The following is a 21,313-nucleotide window of genomic DNA, read 5'->3' on the forward strand; positions in this document are numbered from 1 at the left end:
ACCGTATTTTACTTTCAATTTTCCCTTGTTTTACAATACATATAATGAAATAAGTAATTAAAACTAATATTTTTTCGATAATCTAAAATTTTTTAAAAAGAAACAAGTTAGGTAAATGTTATGGGATTTTTTGATTCTCAAGTAGTTCAAGAGGAAGCCAAAAAACTATTTGAAGACTATCAGTCTTTGATGAAACTAGGCGGTGAGTATGGCAAATTCGACCGAGAAGGCAAAAAAATGTTCATCGAACAAATGGAACAATTAATGGAACGTTATCGTATTTTTATGAAGCGTTTTGAGCTTTCTGAAGATTTTATGGCACAAATGACTGTCGAACAACTTAAGACTCAACTCAGTCAGTTTGGGATGACTCCCCAAGATATGTTCGATCGCATGGAAGTTACTCTTAAGAGAATGAAATCTGAAATCCAACCCTAAGAAATCTTTTGTAAACAAAAGCTAAAAGCGAGAGATGAGAAAGAAATATTATCCTCCTTTACAAGATTGTTGTTTAACATTTCTTTTGCCAACAGTCTCTTAGAGATTGTGTGGAATTAAATTTATGGCGATCGCATATCTATTTTAAACCAGCAGACATTACCGTCTTCTCCCACCAAATTTTGTCCCCGTAGGATAAGATCTGCTTGGGAAGCATCAGCGATCGCGCCATCGCTACTTAAAACATTAATTTTAAGCTGGGGATATTGTTGGGCTAAATCTAAGCCGACTATCTTTTGATATTTTTGGCTGATGTCTGACTCTTGGCATTTAATAATATTTAAACTATTCGAGCGAGCGATATTTTCGGTAGAGATTATTTGATATTTACCCATTGGTTTGGCATTCAAATCCATCTTGCTAAGATGCAAGATAATATGCACTACGATTAATACTAAACAAACTATTTTAAAGGTACGAGACTTAAATTTATAATAGCGATCGCGATACCACAGGATTACAGGTAAAAATCCTGAGATTGCTAAGGGATAGATAATAGAAATAGCAAATTTTCCCAAGCGATAGGTATAGTCTAAAGGAATGTAAGCCAATAAATAAGTTACGTAAGCCACGATAACTAACCCAGCAGCTATGAGATCTTTGCCATAGAAAGTCTGGTGTTTATTTTCTTTTTTTAAGAGAGATAATTGAGCAATAATAAACTTTAAGATCGAACCAGAAAAGACTATCCCCACAATAATATTAAACCAGACTCCAAAATCCCTAACTACAGGCATCGGATTGAGTCTTTCTTGTAATAAACTCCAAGGATTTAAAGGAACAAAGTTTTTACCATGTCCTTGAGCGAGATTCAGATTGCTAGTCACTTCCTTTAAACTTATTTGATGGGGAAATATCATCAAGCAAATCAAAATTATAATTCCCGCAACTAAAATTAATTGGGCTAGATTTTTTAAACTATTTTTCGTTAATAAATATTTTTCTGATTGATAAAGAACTATAGTTGCTATCAAAAATAATAAAGCAATGGGTAATAAAACTAGGTAAAAAGAAAAAACACAAATTACCAGACTAAACAAAAAAATAAATTCAATTAAAGGCGGATATTTATTGCGGTTAAGACTAATATTACGTATCCCAGTCAAACCCAAAACAAAAATAGTAATAAATATGATATTAGAAGCATAAGAAGAAATAACTAACCAAAAAATGCTGGGAGAAGTCAGACCCCAAATGAGGGCTAAGATAGTTCCTGGTGTAGATAAACTTTTGCCGTTATAACTAAAATTATGCCAAGTTCCAAATAAACTTAAAAAAAGACTGCAACTCAATAATCCTTGAAATAGAGCGATCGCCCAGGTGGCACGAGGAGAAAAATCAACTAGAATTGAGCCGATAAAAGAACTTAGTTTCTTGGGACTAACTTGCAGATAATCGCAAGCATAATTATTATCAAAACTAATATTGTCCGCAGTGTAAGCTGCAAATCTCCTAGTGTAAAGCCACATATCAGCATTACCATTAAGGATTAACCGATCTGCATCGAAATTAGCAGCAGCATCTAAAGTAGAAAAACTCCAAACACTAAATATTAAACACCAAATAATTCCCAGCCCAAAAACTATTTTATTATCCCGAAAAAAATTATGTCTAAATAAAAAATATCGTCTATTACCAGCCAAATAATTAACCAGAAATAAACCAAAAACTATCGCTTCAGTAATAACAAATACGGGAAAACTATGATAGCAATTTCCCCCAGCAGTACTCACTAATGAGGCGATCGCCAGAGGTACTAAGCCAAGAATAACTACTTCTTTTTCTGTTGCAATAGATAACCATTTATTCCCTGTAAAATTATAGCTGGGCTTTTGACTAGCTAACAGAGATAAAACCAAGTCTACAGTACCGATAATAATTCTGCCATTGCAATGAACGATTGCCCAAGCAATAAAAGTAACTCCCAAACAACCCAGAAAGATAATTAGAATATGTTCCATCGAAAAATAACTTCCAAAACATAAAGGAGCAAGTTATTATTCATAACTCACTCCCTCAATAAAATCAATTATTAACTATTGATTATTCATTAACAATTAACTTTTTACTGTCTTTTTCTCTTCTTCTTGAGCTAAGAATTTCTCCAATTCAGTCAAAGCATCCGCGTCAACTTTAGTTTGCATGGGGCAGAATTTGGGACCACACATCGAACAGAATTCAGCTGTTTTATAAATATCTGCGGGCAGAGTTTCGTCGTGATATTCTCTAGCTCGATCTGGATCGAGGGATAACTCAAATTGTTTTTCCCAATCAAAGTTATAGCGTGCTTTAGATAGCTCATCATCTCGATCTCTTGCACCCTGACGGTGACGGGCAATATCCGCAGCGTGAGCGGCTATTTTATAAGCAATTAAACCGTTGCGGACATCTTCAGCGTTGGGCAAGCCCAAGTGTTCTTTAGGAGTCACATAGCAAAGCATAGCAGTACCATACCAGCCAGCCATTGCTGCACCGATCGCACTAGTAATATGATCGTAACCAGGAGCGATATCAGTTACCAAAGGCCCTAAAACATAGAAAGGTGCTTCGCTACATTCTTCCATTTGTTTTTTGACATTAAACTCAATTTGATCCATTGGTACGTGACCAGGACCTTCTACCATTACCTGTACGTCATGTTCCCAAGCGCGACGAGTTAGCTGTCCGAGAGTTTTAAGTTCGGCTAATTGAGCTTCGTCGCTCGCATCGTGGGCGCAGCCAGGACGCAGGGAGTCTCCCAAACTAAAAGAGACATCATATTTTTTGAAGATTTCAATAATGTCATCAAAATGAGTATAGAGGGGGTTTTGCTTGTGATGGTGCAGCATCCAACGAGCGATAATACCACCACCGCGAGAAACAATACCAGTCAAGCGACTTTTAACCAAAGGCAAGTGTTCGATTAAAATACCTGCGTGGATGGTCATATAATCTACACCCTGTTGGGCGTGTTTTTCGATGATGTGTAGAAAATCATCGGCACAAAGCTTATCCATGTCGCCGTGGACGCTTTCTAGTGCTTGATAAATTGGAACTGTACCAATAGGAATGGGGGAAGCATTAATCACTGCCGTACGTATCTCATCGAGATTTCCTCCTCCAGTGGACAAGTCCATCAGAGTGTCGGCACCATATTTAACGGCTAAATTCAGCTTGGCTACCTCTTCCTGAATATCAGAAGAATTAGGAGAAGCCCCAATATTAGCGTTTACTTTACACTTAGATGCAATACCAATACACATGGGTTCTAGATTGGTATGATTGATGTTGGCAGGAATAATCATTCTGCCTCTGGCTACTTCGTCGCGAATTAACTCGACGGACAAATTCTCTCTAGTAGCCACATAGTGCATCTCTTCAGTGATAACACCTTGACGCGCATAGTGCATCTGAGATACATTGCCCTGTCCTTTTCGCTTGGCAACCCATTCGGTTCTCATATTTTTTTTCCTCAATAAACAGCTTCCCTCCGCTGGTGCTAACCAGTCTCAGGTTCTTAGGGTATATCTCAGCCTCCAAACTTTCAAAAGCACCCCTAGCTATGATCGGAATTCTACCATTATTTAAACTACGAAAAAACTATGTTTGAGGAAATCATTATTTCTTTAATTAAAGTATTGTTTCTTAATTTCTCTAGTGGGCAAGATATCAAGATATGTTTTACAGCCCATCGCGCATCAGGTTGGAATATAAAATATCTGAGTCTTCATACCACCAAATTTCGCTATCGAGACAGGCTTCCACTTTTGTTGGCTGACCATAACGAGTTGCGATCGCATTAGGATCTAAAGATTGCATCAAGATAAACTTAAATGGTGGTTTACTTCCTGGCTGCTGCCAACTCTCAGTATACCAATAGCGATTGCTATTCCACGTTTCGGGTTCGCCATTGGGTTTGATAGTTACTGCTTGAATTCTGCGTTGAGAGAAAGCAATGAGAGGTTTAGACTGCCAATATCCCGACAAGCCTGCTTGAGATTGTTGTAAGTCGAAACAACTAGCATAGTTTGGGGGAGGAAAGATTTGAGATAGAGTGGGTAGTTTTTGATTAGCTAAAAATGTACCCGTAACAATGGTAATAATGGTAATAATTGCCAGGATAATTTTAGATATATATTTGATTTTTTCTATTTTTAAACTAATTAAACTTAGAGCAATTAGACTAGGAGAATAATAAACAAATATAAAATATCTAGCATGATTAACATCTGAATATTTTCCTAAAATAATTACTGCTAGTATATTGGCGATCGCTGCTAATAATATATATAAACCAAGAATAAATTGAATTAAATCCCCGTCTTTATTGTTTGAATTTTGACGATCGCCTAAAAGTCGATTGTGTAATTTCCAAGTATGGACGATGAGATAGATTGTCGGAAAAACAATAGCAAAAATTAGAAAAAATTGTTCCCTCGAACCTGCTTGCCCAAGATCTACTACGATAATTTTGATTGAATCTATAATTTTATCTAGTTTAATTTCTACAGTTGTACTGGCAGCCAAAGAATCAAAATATTTATTATAAATATAAGCTACTAAAGAAATCGAAAATATCGAATAGCAAAATTGTTTTATCTGGCGATCGATAGTTAATAATTTAGCTTTACCAGATATTATGAGGGTAGCAATGAGAGGAATAGTAAAATAAATAGCAAAAAGTAGATCGGATACAGTAGTCAAAAAAGTAATAATAACGATCGATAACCAGATACTTTTTTTATTTGTCCGAAAATAGTGAAGACTAGCTGCCAAACAAATTAAGGTGCAAATATAAGTACCAAAATGAATATAGCTAGACAAATAATATATGTATGGTTTAATAAATCCTTTAACCCGATCAAAAACAGTTATATAAGCCTGAGTAAAAAATAATGTCGTTATCAATAAAATAGTTAAGTAAACTTCAGCTTTTTTACCTGCTAATTCTCGATACAGCCAAGACAAAGCTATGACAACTAAGCAAGATTGAAGTAAACTATACAAAACTATAGCTTGCCAAATGTTTCCAACCATCCAATTAATTCCTAGAAATAATAATGTATCGGGAAAATAATAGGGTGCATCTGGTAACTTCCAACCCCAAAAATTATTAATAGATACTTGTAAATCTAAAAACATAGTTGGTAGTTGAATAATATCAGCATCGGTTAAAATATCACTCGTACCAGGAAATAAATAAAAACGATAAATACAGGCGATTGAAACTAACAGCATGAAGCATAGCAGTAGTCCATAGTGAAATATTTTAATCGAGCAGCGATCTTGTAATGTTCTCATTAAAAAAATTAAATACAATGGAATCAGAAGCTAATAATCCCAATAATATAATCTCTAAAGCTATTAATAGCGAAATAAGTTCTACAGACCAACAAAGCATTACAGTTACTGGAAATATTAATTCACTTTCAGATGTAGATCTATATGAGTTTCAGCTAGAGGGCGGGCAAGGAATTACTCTCAACATCGATACAGTTGGCGAAGAGAACAATCGGGCAAATTTTGATTCCTATTTACGAGTTTTTGATGCTGAAGGCAATCAGCTAGCTTTTAATGATGATTTTTCCACCGAAACAGAAGAATTTAGTACCGATTCTTTCTTAGGATTTATTGCTAATGATACGGGAGAATATTACGTCGGAGTTAGTAGTGTGGCGAATACTCTTTATAACCCGATAACTGGCGATCGCCCAGACTTGTTGCGGGATAATTTTGTTGGGGGAGAATATAATCTTAGTTTCAACTTGGTAGAAGTAATTCCTGATCGCGATCCTGACAGTACTATTATTGAAGCTAATGCGATCGATACAGAAACTAATAAAAGTCATTTAATTGATGGGGCGATCGAACTAGAATCTGATGCGGATATTTTTAACATTGATCTTGCAGAGGGAGAGGGTGTCAAGTTAAAAGTAAATGCTCGATCCATTGATTCTCAATTAGATTCTTATTTACGGATTTTTGACTCGGAGGGAAACGAATTAGCTTTTGACGACAATAGTTCAAACAATCCTCCTAAAGATGCTGACGATCTGACTACCGACTCCACCATCGATTTTGTCCCCGAAACTCCTGGTGCATATTATGTAGGAATTAGTAGTGCGGGGAATGTTGACTACGATCCTATTAATGGCAATACCAACCTCAATTTTTCTCCTCGTACTGGCATTAGTACGGGGAATTATCAGCTTCAAATAGATGTTTTAGAGGTTCTTCCCGATGCAGACGAAGACAATACTATTGCTGAAGCAATCGAGACTGGGGTTAGTTCTGGGGGAGAAAGAAAAACTACCATCAGTGGCACGATCAATCCCGAACTAGATGCAGACCTTTATCGAGTGCAATTAGATGGGGGAGATGGATTTTATCTGAATTTAGATGCAGCAGCTATCGACTCGGACTTAGATTCTTTTTTGCGAATTTTCGACTCTGAAGGAAATGAATTAATTTTCGACGATAACGACGATGCCAACTTTACGGGAGATCCTACCATTGATTCGGCGATCGCTTTTGCCCCCGATAGTTCTGGAGAGTATTTTATTGGGGTAAGTAGTGCTAGCAATTTTGATTACGATCCTGTTAGGGGACGAACTAATTTTTCTAGTAATGTGACTAGTCCTTTTAGCACTGTTGGCGATTACGATCTGACGATTGATATTCTAAATGTCGTCGTTGACGAAGATGAAGACAATACTATCGTTAAAGCAATAGATAGCGGCGTTAGTTCTTCGGGTAAAACCAGCAATGCGATCGCCGCAGAAATCGATGCCCCTGAGGATGTAGATATTTATGGATTTCAGTTAAACGAAGGAGAAGGAATTACCCTCAATATCAATGCTTCCAGTCAAGAATCGGCTCTAGATTCTTACTTACGTCTATTTGATTCCGAAGGCAATGAATTAGCCTTTGACGACAATGACGATAACAATCTCGATGGGGAAGATACTACCACCGACTCTTTACTCAATTTTGTGGCGGAGACTTCAGGAGAATATTTTATTGGGGTAAGCAGCGAGGGAAATATTGCCTATGATGCGGTGAATGGTAGTGATAACTTTTCCCCAGATCGAGGTTTTAGTACGGGGAGTTACGAACTGGCGATCGATATCTCTGCGGTATTAACTGACGAAGATACCGACAATACGATCTCCGAAGCAGTCGATACGAGAATTAGTCCTGATGGCGATGGCACAACTACTATTAGCGATCGCATTGCATCTGCTAGGGATGTCGATCTTTATCAATTCCAATTAAATGCAGGAGACACCGTTACTTTAGATATCGATGCAGCAATTCAAGATTCGGGATTAGATAGTGTTTTGCGCCTCTTCGATAGTTCGGGTAACGAAATTGTTAACAACGATGATGGCATTGCTACCGATGAAACTTCTAGTCTCGATTCTTTTATTGAATTTACCGCCGAAACCGATGGTGAATATTATTTAGGAGTTAGCAGCTTTGCTAATTTTGAATACGATCCTATCAATGGTAGTACTAACTTTAGTAATGATATCGGCACTAGTGTGGGAGAATACGATTTAACTATTAGCCTTCTGCCAAATAATTAAACATTGAACGAAAATATCTATTATCGAGAAGGAAAAGTTCGGTTTCAAGTAGGAAATGCTTTTTATAATCCTGAAAGTAAGTTAGTTCGGGATTTGGGGGTTTTAGCTGCAACAGTCCAAAAAAGGGATTTTGGCAGCCTCAGAGTTTTAGATGTCATGGGTGGTTGCGGAGTACGTAGTTTGCGCTATCTATCAGAAGCTAAAGCCGATTTTGTTTGGATTAATGAAGGGAATCCCGATAATAATCAAATTATACAGCAAAACTTAAAAGCATATCTTGAAAGCGATCGCCTTTATCTTACCCATCAAGATGCCCATCGAGTATTCTTTGGCTGTTACGATCGCCGTGATTATTACGATCTATTGGATGTTGATTGTTTTGGGAGTGGTATGCCCTATCTCAGTACTATGCTTTGGGCAACTAAAATCGGTGGTTTGATGTATCTTACCAGCACTGACGGACGAACCTTAACGGGACATCCCCCCGAAAAGAGCGTGCAAACCTACGGTGCAATTTCTCGTTCTCACCCCGCCAAACAGGAACAAGCATTAAGATTATTGATTGGTGCTACCCAACAACAAGCTGCGACGATGGGAATGGGAATCGAACCAATATTTTCGTTATTTACGGGTAAAACTTATCGTTTAATGATGCGCTTGACGGCAAAACCTCAGATTACGGCAGATAACTATGGCTTTCTAGCTTATTGTCATAATTGCGGTAATTATCAGACTATTACTTGGCGTAAATTAAATCAAATAAATTGTGCTTGTAAAAATCCCAGGGTTACGGTAAGTGGTGCGATGTGGCTGGGGAAACTGCATTCTGCTAGAGCGATCGCATCTTATTTAGATTTAGCTAGTGAATGGGGATGGCAAGATATTGCAGACTTACTGTATCTTATGGCAGGAGAAATAAATTTACCACCCTACTATTATACTTTGGGAGCAATAGGTAAATTCGGCAAAATCAACTTACCCAAGCGATCGCAATTAATTCACGCATTACAAAAACATGGTTATCAAAGCGCAGCTACTCATATTGACCTCCAAGGAATCAAAACTAATGCCAAAATGGAAACAATTATTGGGCTTTTTGCCTAGGGTGTGTCATTAATGATCCTCAAGGATAAACATATAGTTTTAATTGGGTAAACCACCAATCTAACTTTGTACAACTATAATTGCTATGGATCACACCTATTTAGAAGGACAGAATGTTATCAATAGATTGTGTATTCCAATAAACATGATATCTACTTTTGTAGACTTTATATTTTAGACTTAATTGAGATGAATGATACAACTTTAGTTACTCAAAAATCGACTATAGGAATTGATAATATTTTAATTGTCGATGATACTCCTGATAATTTAAGGTTGTTGTCAAAAACATTAATTGCTGAAGGATATAAAGTTCGTTGTGCTGTCAATGGAGCAATGGCATTGTTAACAATTCAAGCAAAACTTCCCGACCTTATTTTGTTAGATATAACTATGCCAGATATGGATGGTTTTGAAGTATGTAGACAGCTAAAATCATCAGAACACACCAAAGATATACCAATAATTTTTGTGAGTGCTTTAGATGAAATATTTGATAAAGTAAAAGCTTTTGAATTAGGAGCAGTAGACTATATTAGTAAACCTTTTCAAATTCCTGAAGTACTTTCTAGAGTTGAAAATCAATTACATCTACAAAATTTAAAAAAACAATTAATTCAAAAAAATCAACTTCTACAAATAGAAATTAAGAATCGAATTGCAGCAGAACAAGAAATACGCCAACTCAATAGCGAACTAGAACAAAGAGTTATCGAACGGACATCTCAACTGAGTAAAGAAATTGAACAAAGACAACAAGTTCAACAAGAATTAGAATATTTAGCTTGGAATAACTCTTTAACAGGACTGCCGAATAGATTGTGGTTAATTGAAAAAATCAAAAGTATTTTCAATTTAGAAAATCAAGACAAAAAAGAAAAAATAGCTCTCATTATTTTAGATTGCAATCGATTTAAAATAATTAATGATTCTCTCGGTCGTCAAGCAGGAAACAGCTTGTTGAAAATGGTTAGTCAGAGATTGAAAATTAATATTTCTCACAAAAATAATAGTATTTGCATTACCCATTTTGGAGAAGATAAATTTGCTTTCATTATCGAAAATATAGACAGAAAACTAGATATTATTGAAATTGCCCAGCAAATAAACCAAATTCTTACTCCTGCATTTTTGATCGAACGAAGAGAAATTTTTATTACTTTTAATATGGGAATTGTTTTAGGTAATTCTAGCTATCAAAAACCAGAAGAAATGTTTAGGGATGCAGATTTGGCAATGCAGAAAGCTAAGACCTCTAGCAGTCAATATTACAAAATTTTTAATCATACAATTAAAAGTAATGCTTTAGAAATTTTAGAACTGGAAACAGATTTAAGAATTGCTTTAAAGCGTCAAGAATTTTATCTCAATTATCAGCCTATAATTTCTTTGAATACAGGAACAATCGTTGGGTTTGAAACTTTAGTTCGTTGGATTCATCCCCAAAAAGGTTTTATTTCTCCAGGTAAGTTCATTCCTATTGCCGAGCAAACCAATTTAATTTTGCCTTTAGGAATGTGGATTCTCAAAGAAGCTTGCCAACAAATCCGTATTTGGCAAAATCGTTTAAATCGCCAGCATAATGATTTTACGGTTAGTGTCAATATTTCGGGCAAACAATTCGAGCAAGAAGACTTTATCGAACAACTCGATCGCATTATTAGCGAAACGGGAATTGATACCAGACATCTTAAGTTGGAAATTACTGAAACCCTATTGATCGAGAATACAGAAATTGCCGACCTCGTTTTCAGTCAACTAAGAGCGCGCCAGATCCCCATGGCGATCGATGATTTTGGCACTGGTTATTCTTCTTTGAGCTATTTAGATCGTTTTCCTGTAGATACCCTTAAAATAGACCGTTCTTTCGTCAGCAGACTCGATCAAAAACAACAAGCTTCTACGATTGTCCGAGCTACTTTAGACTTAGCCCATAATCTAGGTTTTAATGTAGTCGCCGAAGGAGTAGAAACTTTAGAACAGGCAGAACAACTCCAAGAATGGGGTTGTGAATTTGCTCAAGGGTATTATTATGCCAAGCCTTTAGATAAAGACTCTGCCTGGGAATTCTTAGACAAAAATTTAGCCCGAGTTAATTCCGCAAAAACTCAATTGGTACTCTAAGTTAGCCCAACTATGACAAGTTAGGAAAAAAGACTAAAGACTATTCTCTTCGAGCAATTCTTTTATCCCGAACTTAGGTTAAAGATATTATTCCCTTAGAAGGCGAGCGCCCGATCGGCAAAATAGTACTTAAAGTAACTAAATGCAATACATGGATGATCCATTTAAACAAGGCAGCCGTAACTAAAAGCAGAATTTTTGGGTAATATTTGGCTATCTTTACCAAAAATCAATATTATTTAGATCGGATTGTATTTTGCAATCAAAACATAACTACATTACGAATTATGTAGTTGAATAACATCATACAAAAGCCTAGTTTAAATTTATATTCCTAATTCCATTAGATACTGTGTCTCTATCTCCCAAAAAAGTACCTTTAGGTGCAGTTTTACAGCAAGCTGGTCTTGTGTCTGCTGATGATATTAAACAAGCCCTTCAAGAACAAGTAGAAGATCCTCAAAATAGACGAATTGGGGAAATTTTAGCTGCCAGAGGTCATATTAACCCTAAAACCGCCGATTTTTTTGCCGAAAACTGGTCTGGTTCCCTGACCAAACCACCATCTCAACCCATAGGGGAATACTTTAAACAAGCTGCATTATTAAACGATCGCCAGATAGAATTAATTTTAAAACAACAAAAACAAAGTAAATTAAAATTTGGGGAATTAGCGATCGCCAAAGGCTGGCTCAATCCTACTACTGTAGATTTTTTTATTAAGCACCTCACTTCTTCATCTCAGACACAACCAATTTCGACCAAACCAGAATTTAGCTGTCGGGAAAAAGAAAGCTTTTATAAAATCAAATTAAAATTACTCAAATTAGAAAATCGGCAAATTTACTCCGAACAAATTTTAGAACGAGTATTATCTTGGACGGGAGGACAATCGACTCTTACACAACAAGTCTACGAAGTAATTGAAGGCAATTTAGAGAGCGCGAGGTCTGAAGAAGAAGCAGAACGAGTAGATCGCCTAATTCAAAGTAAAGTTATCCAAAATTGGCGCACAGGAGCAGCAAAAGAGCATTTACAAACTATCGAACAACGTTTGCTCGAAAATCACCGCCAAAATGCTAGCAAGCTATTACAGATGTATAGACAAATATTAGCTGCCCCTGCTATGTTCCAAGATAGTCCCTTGCAGCAAGAGTTATTGAAAATAGGTCTGGTAGTCAAACAACAAGAGCAATTAATTGTAGCCAATCGTATATATCAACAAGTTTTCGATTCTAATTGGATACAAACTAAGTTAGCCGAACTTAAAAACTCGCCTAATTCTGTCGTTGCCCTCATACCTAGTACTCCCACCAAAATAATAGCTAGCCGAGTCAAAGAAGAGAAAAAAACTTCAACTCTCAAAAACTCTTTTCTGTTCTTGACTTTAGTAACTTTGATGTTAGTTATTTTTCACAATATCAACAGACGACTCAAAGTTAGAACTGCTTTTCAAAAAGGAAATGAATTGCTTCAGCAAAAATCTTTTCAAGAAGCGATCGCTCAATATAATCAGCTGTTAAATATTGACAGTAATTACTTTCAAGCTTGGACTAATCGCGGTTATGCCCTAGCTGGCTTGCAGCAATACGATGCTATGAGAGAATCTTGTTCTACAGCTACCATCATCGATCCGACTGCCGTATATGCCTGGAATTGTCAGGGAGAAGCGTTACACAATCTCCAACGGGAAGAGGAAGCTATTGCTGCATTTGATCGCGCGATCGCGCTAAATCAAAGAGATCCGATTTTTCTGATTAACAAAAGTGAATCTCTCAAAGCCATTGGCAAAGAAGCAGAATCTTTAGCTACTATTTCTGAAGCGATCGCAGTTTTAGAAAAAATTGAAGCTATTAAAGGTAGAGAAGAAGTTAAAGGAGAATTTGCTGTAGCTTTAACTTTTCTGGGTAATGGCTATCGTAAAAAATCAGAATATGAAATGGCACTTGCTAGCTATCAACGAGCTTTGTTGTATGTACCTCAATATTTTCCCGCTCAAATAGGCAAGGCAATTGTTTACAGCAGAAGTAAACGCTATGCAAAAGCACAACAAGAATTGGAAAATATTTTAGCCAACCCAGAGCTATCTAAAGGAAGACAAGCACAAGCTTGGTTTTATTTAGGTCAAGCTTTATGTCGATCTAGATCGATATCTGCGGGGATTGAAGCTTTTGAACGGGCTTTAAGTCTCAAACCCGATTATCAAGCTGCTCGACAAGCCAAACAAAATTGTAGTTAACTCTATTTAAAATAGATTAGCGGCTAATATAACTCCCGTTTAAAACGGCCACCAACGGGGACGAAGATCGGTATAAATACGGCTAACCGTTCTAGATGCTGGTAACTGGGAATCTTTAAAATTCCCTCCCAACATATCGTATAGTAATTGGCTGGGGTTGACTGCTCGATCTAAAGAAAAAAGAACTTCGCTAGTATATCCATCGCAACGAACTCCTCGTCTTTGTATGGCACAGATTACTGGTTTACCATCAATGGTATCGCTAGCTAAATAATTCATCACACCGAGATCGTAGTAATTTTGCAAAGAAGTAGCAGTTTTTTGACAGTTATTCGATGCTTCTTCGGGGGCGAAGTATTCTGGCAAAAAGGACAAAATATCAGTTTGGCGCGAACTGCTATGTCCGTAGCCGTCCAAATGTTGTGGGGGAGAGAGGGTAGCTGTGACAGTAGGGATAGAATTATGGTCTTCACAAGCCACCTGAATGGGACTGGCAGCATTAAGACCATCGCCATAAACTCCAACAACCCCCAGGACTATCGGGATAGAAATTGCAGTCGCCAATTTATTTAGTTTGCTCATCATATTTTCGTTGATTTCTTCACTGGAAAACTCGATCAAATAAAAGATTGCCTTAATAGTAAGGTTCGTTTAATCTTTTTGGTAGGTAATTGTAACAAAAAAAACGTCTTCAGAATCACATACTTATAAAAATTAAAAATTAAATTGAAAATAAATAAAATTTTCTGACAAAATATCTGTATCCTTGAAAACGAGAGCATAGAACAAAGGGTGGTGAAATTTAAGCAATCATTTCGTTTATTGCAAAAAATTGAAGATGCCAGATAAATTTTCTCAAAAACCAACAAAGCTGCCAACAGGGAAGCAATCATTACTTTTGCACGGCAGTTTGACCTTATTATTTCTTTTAAGTCACAACCGCACCGCAGAAGCACAAATTTCCGCCGACGATACTGTTTCTACTCAAGTTAACAATTCAAGTAACACCGCCGAAATTACTGGGGGAACTACACGGGGAGGAAATTTATTTCACAGTTTCAGTGAGTTTTCTGTCAATACAGGGGATACAGCCTATTTTAATAACTCTAATCAAATCGACAATATTATCGGTCGGGTTACGGGAAATTCTGCTTCCAGCATTGATGGATTTCTCAGGGCTAACGGGGATGCTAATTTAATTCTGATTAATCCCAATGGCATTAACTTTGGCGAAAATGCTCGCTTGCAGTTGGGCGGTTCTTTTTTAGGAAGTACCGCAGAAAGCCTAATCTTTGAAGACGGTACGACATTTAGTACTGACGATCTTAACCCATCCCCTAGCCTAACCGTTAGCGTTCCTGTAGGCTTACAGTTAGGACAAAACCCCGCAGGGATTAATGTTGATGGAGTCGGACATAATATAACTGTAGATATTCCCGTCTTTTCTCCCTTCAATCGCAGGGCAGTAACGGGATTAAAACTACAATCGGGAAGTACTTTGGCATTGTTAGGGGGTGAGCTTTCCTTTAATGGAGGAGTCCTATCTTCTGAAACAGGCAGAGTCGAGTTGGGGAGTGTTGCCGAAGGGGTAGTCGGAATTAATTTCGACGCTCGCGGTTTTTCTCTAGACTATAGCGAAATAACAGCTTTTCAAGATATCACTTTCAACGAGCAATCCCTTGTAGATACTAGTGGCAATAATAGCGGTGCAATTGAAATTTGGGGTAATAACATTACCCTCTCCGATGGTTCTAGCGTCCTAGTTCAAAATCAGGGTGTGGCTAATTCAGGAAATTTAACCGTAAATGCCACACAGTCCTTATCATTAAGCGGAATCAGCGAAAACGGACAAGTTCCAAGCGGGATCTATACTGAAGCTTTAGGCGATGGGCAGGGGGGAAATATTTTGGTGACCACTCCTACCTTAGAGATCTTGAGTGGAGCAAGCATTTTAACTGATAGTTTCAGTATAGCCAAATCGGGCGATATTCAGCTAAATGTTGCTGATTCTTTGCAAATAGATGGTTTTTCTGCCATTAGTCCCAACCAGTTCAGCGTTGTTTCTGCTCTAGCATATAATGCAGGAGATGCAGGGGCAGTCGAAGTAAATACCAATAGCCTGACTATTTTAAATGGTGGTAACATAGCTTCAGTAACGGGAAGTCCCAACGCAACTGGTTCTGGAGGAGATGTTACGGTTAATGGATCGGAATCAGTTTTGTTATCGGGATTTAATCCCATTGCTTTTGCTCCCAGTCAGATAACCGCTGGTAGTGGTAGTGCGGGCAACGCGGGAAATGTAGAGGTTAATACCAAAAATTTGACTTTGATTGATGGGGGACGAGTTGATGCTTCAGCTACTGCAACGGGAAATGCAGGAAATGTGAAGATTAATGCCTCAGAATCGATTGTGGTAACGGGTACAGTTCCAGACTCTCTCAATCCCAGTTTGATTATTGCTTCGGCAAATATTCTCGACCCCGAACTACGGGATTTATTTAGACTACCAGATACCCCTAGTGGCAATTCTGGCAACATTACCCTCGCCACTCCCCAACTAGAAATTACGAACGGGGGACAAGTAACCGTCAGGAATGATGGTACTGGTGATGCAGGGGATTTGCAGATTCAAGCTGACAATATTGCCTTAAGTAATGGCGGGGGAATTACCGCAGCAGTAGAAGAAGGTTTGGGAGGCAGAATCAATCTAGCGGTAACCGATGGAATCACCTTAACTAATGGCAGTCAGATTTCTAGCGATAATAATGGTATGGGAGATGGGGGGGAAATTGAGATTGCTGCTAATTCTTTAGCAATTAGCGATCGCTCTTTTATTACTACTACTACCTTTGGTTCGGGCAAAGGAGGCGATATTACTCTCAATATTTTGGATTCGGTTAGCATTCAAGGAGTCGGGTTTGCAGAATTCCAAGAAACGTTTCAAGCCAATTCTTTAAACGGCAATCTCACCCCAGGAACTAGAGGAACGGGTATCTTTATTGGTACGGCTGCTAACGGTACGGGAGGAAATTTAGAGATTAATAGTAATTCTTTCAATCTATCGGCAGGGGGTATTGTTTTTAGTCCGATTTTCGCTGCTGGTATTGGGGGAAATATTACGATTAACGCATCAGATATTAAGATCAATGCTTCCGCTTTACAAATTGCTGGAGGTATTGATAGTACAGATGTTGCTAGAGGGGGAGATATTTCTCTGGAGACAGATCGATTAACCATTAGTGACGGCGGTACGATTGTTAATGGTACTTTTGGCGAGGCTAGGGGAGGAAATATTGATATTAATGCCCTCGAATCTATCTCTTTGCAAAATACTCCTACGGGGGCAAGACTGTTTACGGGTATCTATGCCAACACGAGCATTGGTAACGGTCAAGGGGGAGATCTGACCCTAACCACCAAAAATCTGGGGCTCGACGATGCCTTTATCAGTAGCACTACGGGGGGATTTATTAACGATGATGCAGCCTTGGCTTTTAGTGGCGGTGGCGACGGAGGAAACATCGATGTACGAGTCAGCGATACCATCGAAATTAGAGGCATCCCCACCGATCCGCGATTTGCTAGTGGCATCAATTCTAGTTCTTTTACCAGTGGTGCAGCGGGAAACATTAAACTCTCAAGCGATCGATTATTAATTCTCGATGGTTCGGAAATTGCTGCTAGAGCCATTGATTCTGGGACTGGAGGCGATATCGAACTAGAGGTTACTAATTCTTTAGAGCTATTTGGTACGACTACCATTAACAATATGCAAAGAGGTGGTGTAGTGGCGACTTCAGGTAGCTCGGCTTTTCCTCAATTTACCGCTAGTGGCGTTTCAGGAGACATTACTATTAATGCTGGGGAATTGACAGTCCGAGATGGGGCAAGTATTGACGTACAGAGTTTAGGTACGGGAACGGCAGGGGGTTTAACCATTGATGTGGATGATGATATTGTCTTAGACCGAGAGGGCGCAATTTCTGCTGCTACCAATTTCAATACAGGAGGCAATATTGATATTCTGGCTGATAATATTTTCGCTCGCGGTAATAGTACAATTACTGCCAGGGCTAGTGGTGATGCCGATGGAGGAAACATAAATATTCAGGGGAGAAACTTAGTTTTATTAGAAGCCAGCCAACTGACTGCCGAAGCCAACATGGGCATGGGAGGCAACATTGATATTAGTGCCAGAGGTTTGTTTGTTTGCCAAGAATGTATCATTAGTGCTAGTTCTCGCTTGGGGGTAGATGGAGTAGTAGAAATCGATACCTTAGAACCAGAACCTACTTTTGGCATTGTAGAAGTACCGATTAAACTAACTCAACCAGAAGAGACAGTAGCCCAAGCTTGTTCTAATTCTCCCAGCAACAACGATAGCCAGTTAACTATTACAGGTAGAGGGGGTTTGCCCCATAGCCCGACAAAAACTTTAAGCGGAAAGTCTATAGTTAGTTTTGATATCCCTCAAGCCAATATTCCCAGCACAGTAGAAAGTAAGTCTGCCAGTAAATTACCAGCCCCCGCTCGCAACTGGTATCAAAACAGTAAAGGAGAAATTATTCTCACCGCTCAACCTGCCACCCCCAAACCTCAATTTAATTCTCCTGATTGTCATGTTCGTTAGATCGATTGTTCGAGCCACGAGCGGGCTATCTGGCGATCGCTATTTTGGTAATAAAAAAATTGGCAAACTGGTTCTTTATTGCTTATTTTTAATTTTAGGTATAGCCCGTCACAATAATGTCTCAGCCATGTCTCTAGAGCCATTAACCCCCGATCGCCAGTTACCCCCTCAACCCGAACCTTTACCCCCCAGTAACAATCCTTTAGAGGATTCTTGGGATGCTCCTCCCCTACCCGATTCGGTCTTAGATATTCCTGGGACGATTGTAGTAGAAAAGTTTGCCTTTGCAGGAAGCACGGTATTTACCGCTGCCGAATTAAATCGAGAACTGGCATCCTACACGGGAAAACCTATTTCTTTTGCCGAGTTGGTTCGTGCTGCCAATCGCATTACCCAGCTGTATGTTAGAGAAGGCTACATTACCTCTGGAGCTTATCTACCCGAACAGAATCTGAGTTCGGGAACGGTACAAATTCAAGTGCTGGAAGGAAGTCTGGCAGACATAGAGGTCAATGTGGTTCGAGGAAGATTGAAAGAAAGTTACATCCGCGATCGCATCCAAAATCAAATTTCCACCCCGCTAAATATTAATCGTCTCCAATCTGCCCTACAACTATTGCAACTCAATCCTTTAATCGATAGCTTAGATGCCGAACTATCTACAGGGGTTAACTTGGGAACAAATTCCCTCAAAGTTTCTGTCATGGGTGCGGATACTTTTAGCTTAGAAGTTAGAGCTAATAACAATCGTAACCCGAGTATTGGTAGCTTTGAGCGGGGAATCATCCTCACCGAAGCAAATTTATTTGGCATTGGGGACGAAATTAATTTTAGCTATTTTAATACCGATGGTAGCGATCGCTATGGAGGGGGATATATTTTACCCCTTAATTCTCGCGATGGTACTCTGGCTTTTGATTTTCGTCTGGCAAAAAATGAAATTATTGAATCGGACTTTCAAGAATTAGATATTGATATTGAATCTCGCAGTTATAACTTAGCTTGGCGACAACCAGTCATTCAACGGGCGACTCCTGAAGTCAGTCAAGAATTAGCCTTAAACATTACTGCATCGAGAAGAGAAAGCGATACTTCTTTAGATAATTTTCCTACCAGTATTACCCCTGGAGGCAATGCAGAGGGAGAAATTCGCACTTCAGTTTTGAGCTTGGGACAAGAGTGGCTGCAACGCAATCGCCGACAAGTGATTGCTGCTCGTTCTCAATTTAATCTCGGCTTAGATATATTCGATGCCACAATTAACGATCGAGAACCAGATAGCCAGTTTTTTGCTTGGCGGGGACAGTTTTCCTATCTACGATTGTTGAGTACTCCTTCAGGTACACCTAACCTTGGCTCGACAATTTTGTTACGCTCGGAATTACAACTAGCAGGAGAACCTCTCATTCCCACGGAACAATTTAGCTTGGGGGGTGTGACGACAGTGCGGGGTTATCGCCAAGATGCTTTGTTAACCGACAGTGGTTTTTCTGCTGCTGCGGAGTTACGTTTGCCCATCGCCCGTTTATCTAGTCTAAATGCTAGCCTTCAACTGACTCCTTTTGTTGATTTTGGTACTGGTTGGAATACAGACGATCGCCCGACTGATTTTAATACTCTATTAGGTACGGGCATGGGTTTGCTTTTACAAGCAGATGATAAATTTTCTGCCAGGATTGACTGGGGTTTGCCCTTAATTAATCATGAATCTGATGACAATACTCTCCAAGAAAGTGGAGTTTATCTGCAATTGCAATACGATTTATTTTGACCTGTAACCCTGCAAACGAAAGGTACTCTACCCTAGGGTAGAGTATTAACATTTTCTAAATAAATTTTACTGAAGACAGTTAAACTTTTTAAGCTTCTGCTTCGCCTTCAATGTAAATAAATAAAAGAGCCATAGAAACTGCTGCACCAACAATACCCACAAGAGGCACCATTGCTACGGGTAACCAAGAAGCTGCATAATCGCCGATCATATTTTACCTTTCCTGTTTATTTAGATTTTAACGTTGACAATTTGGATATTACTGCGAACGCTTCTTCAATTCGGTTTTTTAATAAAGATTCTTAACAAAAATCGAACTTAAACCAAGTTAGAGTAATGCTATTTACAAGGATATGTAAAAAACAAACTTTAGGAGAAATCAAAAGTATGAATGAATACGATGCAATCCAAGCCCCAGGAGATCCTCAAATTGGGAATTTGGCTACTCCCTTAAATTCTTCTGGATTCAGCCTGGCTTTAATTCGTAATTTGCCTGCATACCGCGATGGTCTAGCACCTCTTCGTCGTGGTTTAGAAGTAGGCATGGCACATGGATATTTACTCTACGGGCCTTTTTTAGTTTTAGGGCCTTTAAGAAACACGGCTAATGCGGATATTGCAGCTTTACTAGCATCTTTTGGTCTAGTAACAATTTTGACAGTTTGTTTGTCTCTTTACGCTGGTGCAATGGGCGGTAAACCCACAGAAACAATTTCTACTGGTAAAGTATCTTCTGATTTTGCTACTAAAGAAGGTTGGAGTGAATTTGCTACAGGTTTCTTCCTTGGTGGCAGTGGAGGCGCATTTTTCGCCTACTTTTTGCTTTCTTCGGCTTATTTAGGAGAAATCAAACAACTAATCGGTCTTTAATTGACTTCCAGCAATTAATCTCAATCAGATAGTAGATTGTCATTTCGGTCTGATACTCGAATAAATTACAGCCCAGGGGTGACTCTGGGCTTTATTATTTAATAAAGAACTATTTCCCTCGATAAATTTATTAATGAAAAAATATCTTATGTTAATCAAACAAGGAGGTTCGCGCTTAAAGAACCTAATCGCCACAACATTACTACTCTTGTTTGCCATATCTTGCCTTGCTGCGCCAGCGAACGCCACTGGTTTATTCGATCTCCCCGATTTTGATGCCAACAAAATTTGGGTGGTAGATACGGCAGATGCCATTAGTGGTGCTAATGAAAGCAAACTCAGCAAAACTTTTAAAGACTTAGCCAACGATACAGGTCAAGAAGTGAGAATGGTTGCCATTCGCCGTTTGGACTACGGACAAACTGTAGATAGCCTAGCCGAAGAAATCTTCCAAGATTGGTATCCCAGCCCCGAAATACAAGAAAATCAGACTTTAATTGTTCTCGATA

The 21,313-nt window shown here is 38.6% G+C and carries 14 protein-coding genes and 1 riboswitch; of the genes, 9 read left to right on the plus strand and 5 right to left on the minus strand.

Translation table 11 applies throughout. The features are described 5' to 3' along the window. The first annotated feature begins 120 nt into the window (after nucleotides 1-120). Complete coding sequence (locus AC33VI_RS21395) at nucleotides 121-438, plus strand: DUF1825 family protein (protein WP_491784294.1); 318 nt, start codon at nucleotides 121-123, stop codon at nucleotides 436-438. Nucleotides 439-560: 122 nt separating this feature from the next. Here AC33VI_RS21395 and AC33VI_RS21400 read toward each other — a convergent pair whose 3' ends face one another. The 3 genes from AC33VI_RS21400 to AC33VI_RS21410 all read right to left on the minus strand — a co-directional run bounded on the left by AC33VI_RS21400 (nucleotide 561) and on the right by AC33VI_RS21410 (nucleotide 5,778). Beyond that, the gene (locus tag AC33VI_RS21400; protein WP_491784295.1) at nucleotides 561-2,459 is read right to left on the minus strand and encodes a hypothetical protein; all 1,899 of its coding nucleotides are present in this window, start codon (nucleotides 2,457-2,459) and stop codon (nucleotides 561-563) included. Between the two features lie 96 nt (nucleotides 2,460-2,555). Next, a complete protein-coding gene (gene thiC / locus AC33VI_RS21405; protein WP_491784296.1) occupies nucleotides 2,556-3,938 on the minus strand; it encodes a phosphomethylpyrimidine synthase in 1,383 nt (460 codons plus the stop codon). Between the two features lie 7 nt (nucleotides 3,939-3,945). Beyond that, nucleotides 3,946-4,045: riboswitch (TPP riboswitch) on the minus strand. Nucleotides 4,046-4,158: 113 nt separating this feature from the next. After that, nucleotides 4,159-5,778, minus strand: a complete 1,620-nt coding sequence (locus tag AC33VI_RS21410) for a hypothetical protein (protein ID WP_491784297.1) — start codon at nucleotides 5,776-5,778, stop codon at nucleotides 4,159-4,161. Nucleotides 5,779-5,795: 17 nt separating this feature from the next. Between AC33VI_RS21410 and AC33VI_RS21415 the strand changes: the two genes are divergently transcribed. From AC33VI_RS21415 to AC33VI_RS21430, 4 genes are all read left to right on the plus strand, one after another. Then, nucleotides 5,796-8,066 (plus strand): DVUA0089 family protein, encoded by a 2,271-nt coding sequence (locus tag AC33VI_RS21415; RefSeq protein ID WP_491784298.1) that lies wholly within the window; start codon nucleotides 5,796-5,798, stop codon nucleotides 8,064-8,066. A gap of 3 nt (nucleotides 8,067-8,069) precedes the next feature. Continuing rightward, nucleotides 8,070-9,170: a class I SAM-dependent methyltransferase gene (locus AC33VI_RS21420; protein ID WP_491784299.1), complete on the plus strand. Its 1,101-nt coding sequence runs from the start codon at nucleotides 8,070-8,072 to the stop codon at nucleotides 9,168-9,170. A gap of 189 nt (nucleotides 9,171-9,359) precedes the next feature. Next, a complete protein-coding gene (locus tag AC33VI_RS21425) occupies nucleotides 9,360-11,294 on the plus strand; it encodes a two-component system response regulator (protein WP_491784300.1) in 1,935 nt (644 codons plus the stop codon). A gap of 352 nt (nucleotides 11,295-11,646) precedes the next feature. Then, nucleotides 11,647-13,533 carry a tetratricopeptide repeat protein gene (locus AC33VI_RS21430; RefSeq protein ID WP_491784301.1) on the plus strand — a complete coding sequence of 629 codons (1,887 nt, stop codon included), beginning with the start codon at nucleotides 11,647-11,649 and terminating at the stop codon, nucleotides 13,531-13,533. A 39-nt stretch (nucleotides 13,534-13,572) separates the two neighbouring features. Here the strand turns inward: AC33VI_RS21430 and AC33VI_RS21435 are convergent, their stop codons facing one another. After that, entirely contained in the window at nucleotides 13,573-14,154 is a 582-nt protein-coding gene (locus AC33VI_RS21435; protein ID WP_491784302.1) for a COP23 domain-containing protein, read from the minus strand. A 217-nt stretch (nucleotides 14,155-14,371) separates the two neighbouring features. Here AC33VI_RS21435 and AC33VI_RS21440 point away from each other — a divergent pair, with 217 nt between their 5' ends. Both AC33VI_RS21440 and AC33VI_RS21445 read left to right on the plus strand, forming a co-directional pair. Next, nucleotides 14,372-18,163 carry a two-partner secretion domain-containing protein gene (locus AC33VI_RS21440; RefSeq protein ID WP_491784303.1) on the plus strand — a complete coding sequence of 1,264 codons (3,792 nt, stop codon included), beginning with the start codon at nucleotides 14,372-14,374 and terminating at the stop codon, nucleotides 18,161-18,163. Continuing rightward, a complete protein-coding gene (locus AC33VI_RS21445; RefSeq protein WP_491784304.1) occupies nucleotides 18,153-19,934 on the plus strand; it encodes a ShlB/FhaC/HecB family hemolysin secretion/activation protein in 1,782 nt (593 codons plus the stop codon). Before AC33VI_RS21440 ends, AC33VI_RS21445 begins: the two co-directional genes overlap by 11 nt. Before the next feature lie 88 nt (nucleotides 19,935-20,022). Here the strand turns inward: AC33VI_RS21445 and AC33VI_RS21450 are convergent, their stop codons facing one another. After that, the gene (locus AC33VI_RS21450; protein ID WP_019504027.1) at nucleotides 20,023-20,145 is read right to left on the minus strand and encodes a photosystem I reaction center subunit VIII; all 123 of its coding nucleotides are present in this window, start codon (nucleotides 20,143-20,145) and stop codon (nucleotides 20,023-20,025) included. A gap of 176 nt (nucleotides 20,146-20,321) precedes the next feature. Between AC33VI_RS21450 and AC33VI_RS21455 the strand changes: the two genes are divergently transcribed. Beyond that, on the plus strand, nucleotides 20,322-20,804 hold the full coding sequence (locus AC33VI_RS21455; RefSeq protein ID WP_491784305.1) for a photosystem I reaction center subunit XI: 483 nt from the start codon (nucleotides 20,322-20,324) through the stop codon (nucleotides 20,802-20,804). A 133-nt stretch (nucleotides 20,805-20,937) separates the two neighbouring features. Beyond that, nucleotides 20,938-21,313: TPM domain-containing protein (locus AC33VI_RS21460; protein WP_491784306.1), on the plus strand; the 376-nt coding region annotated here is incomplete at its 3' end.

The sequence above is a fragment of the Waterburya sp. genome (assembly GCF_058530065.1).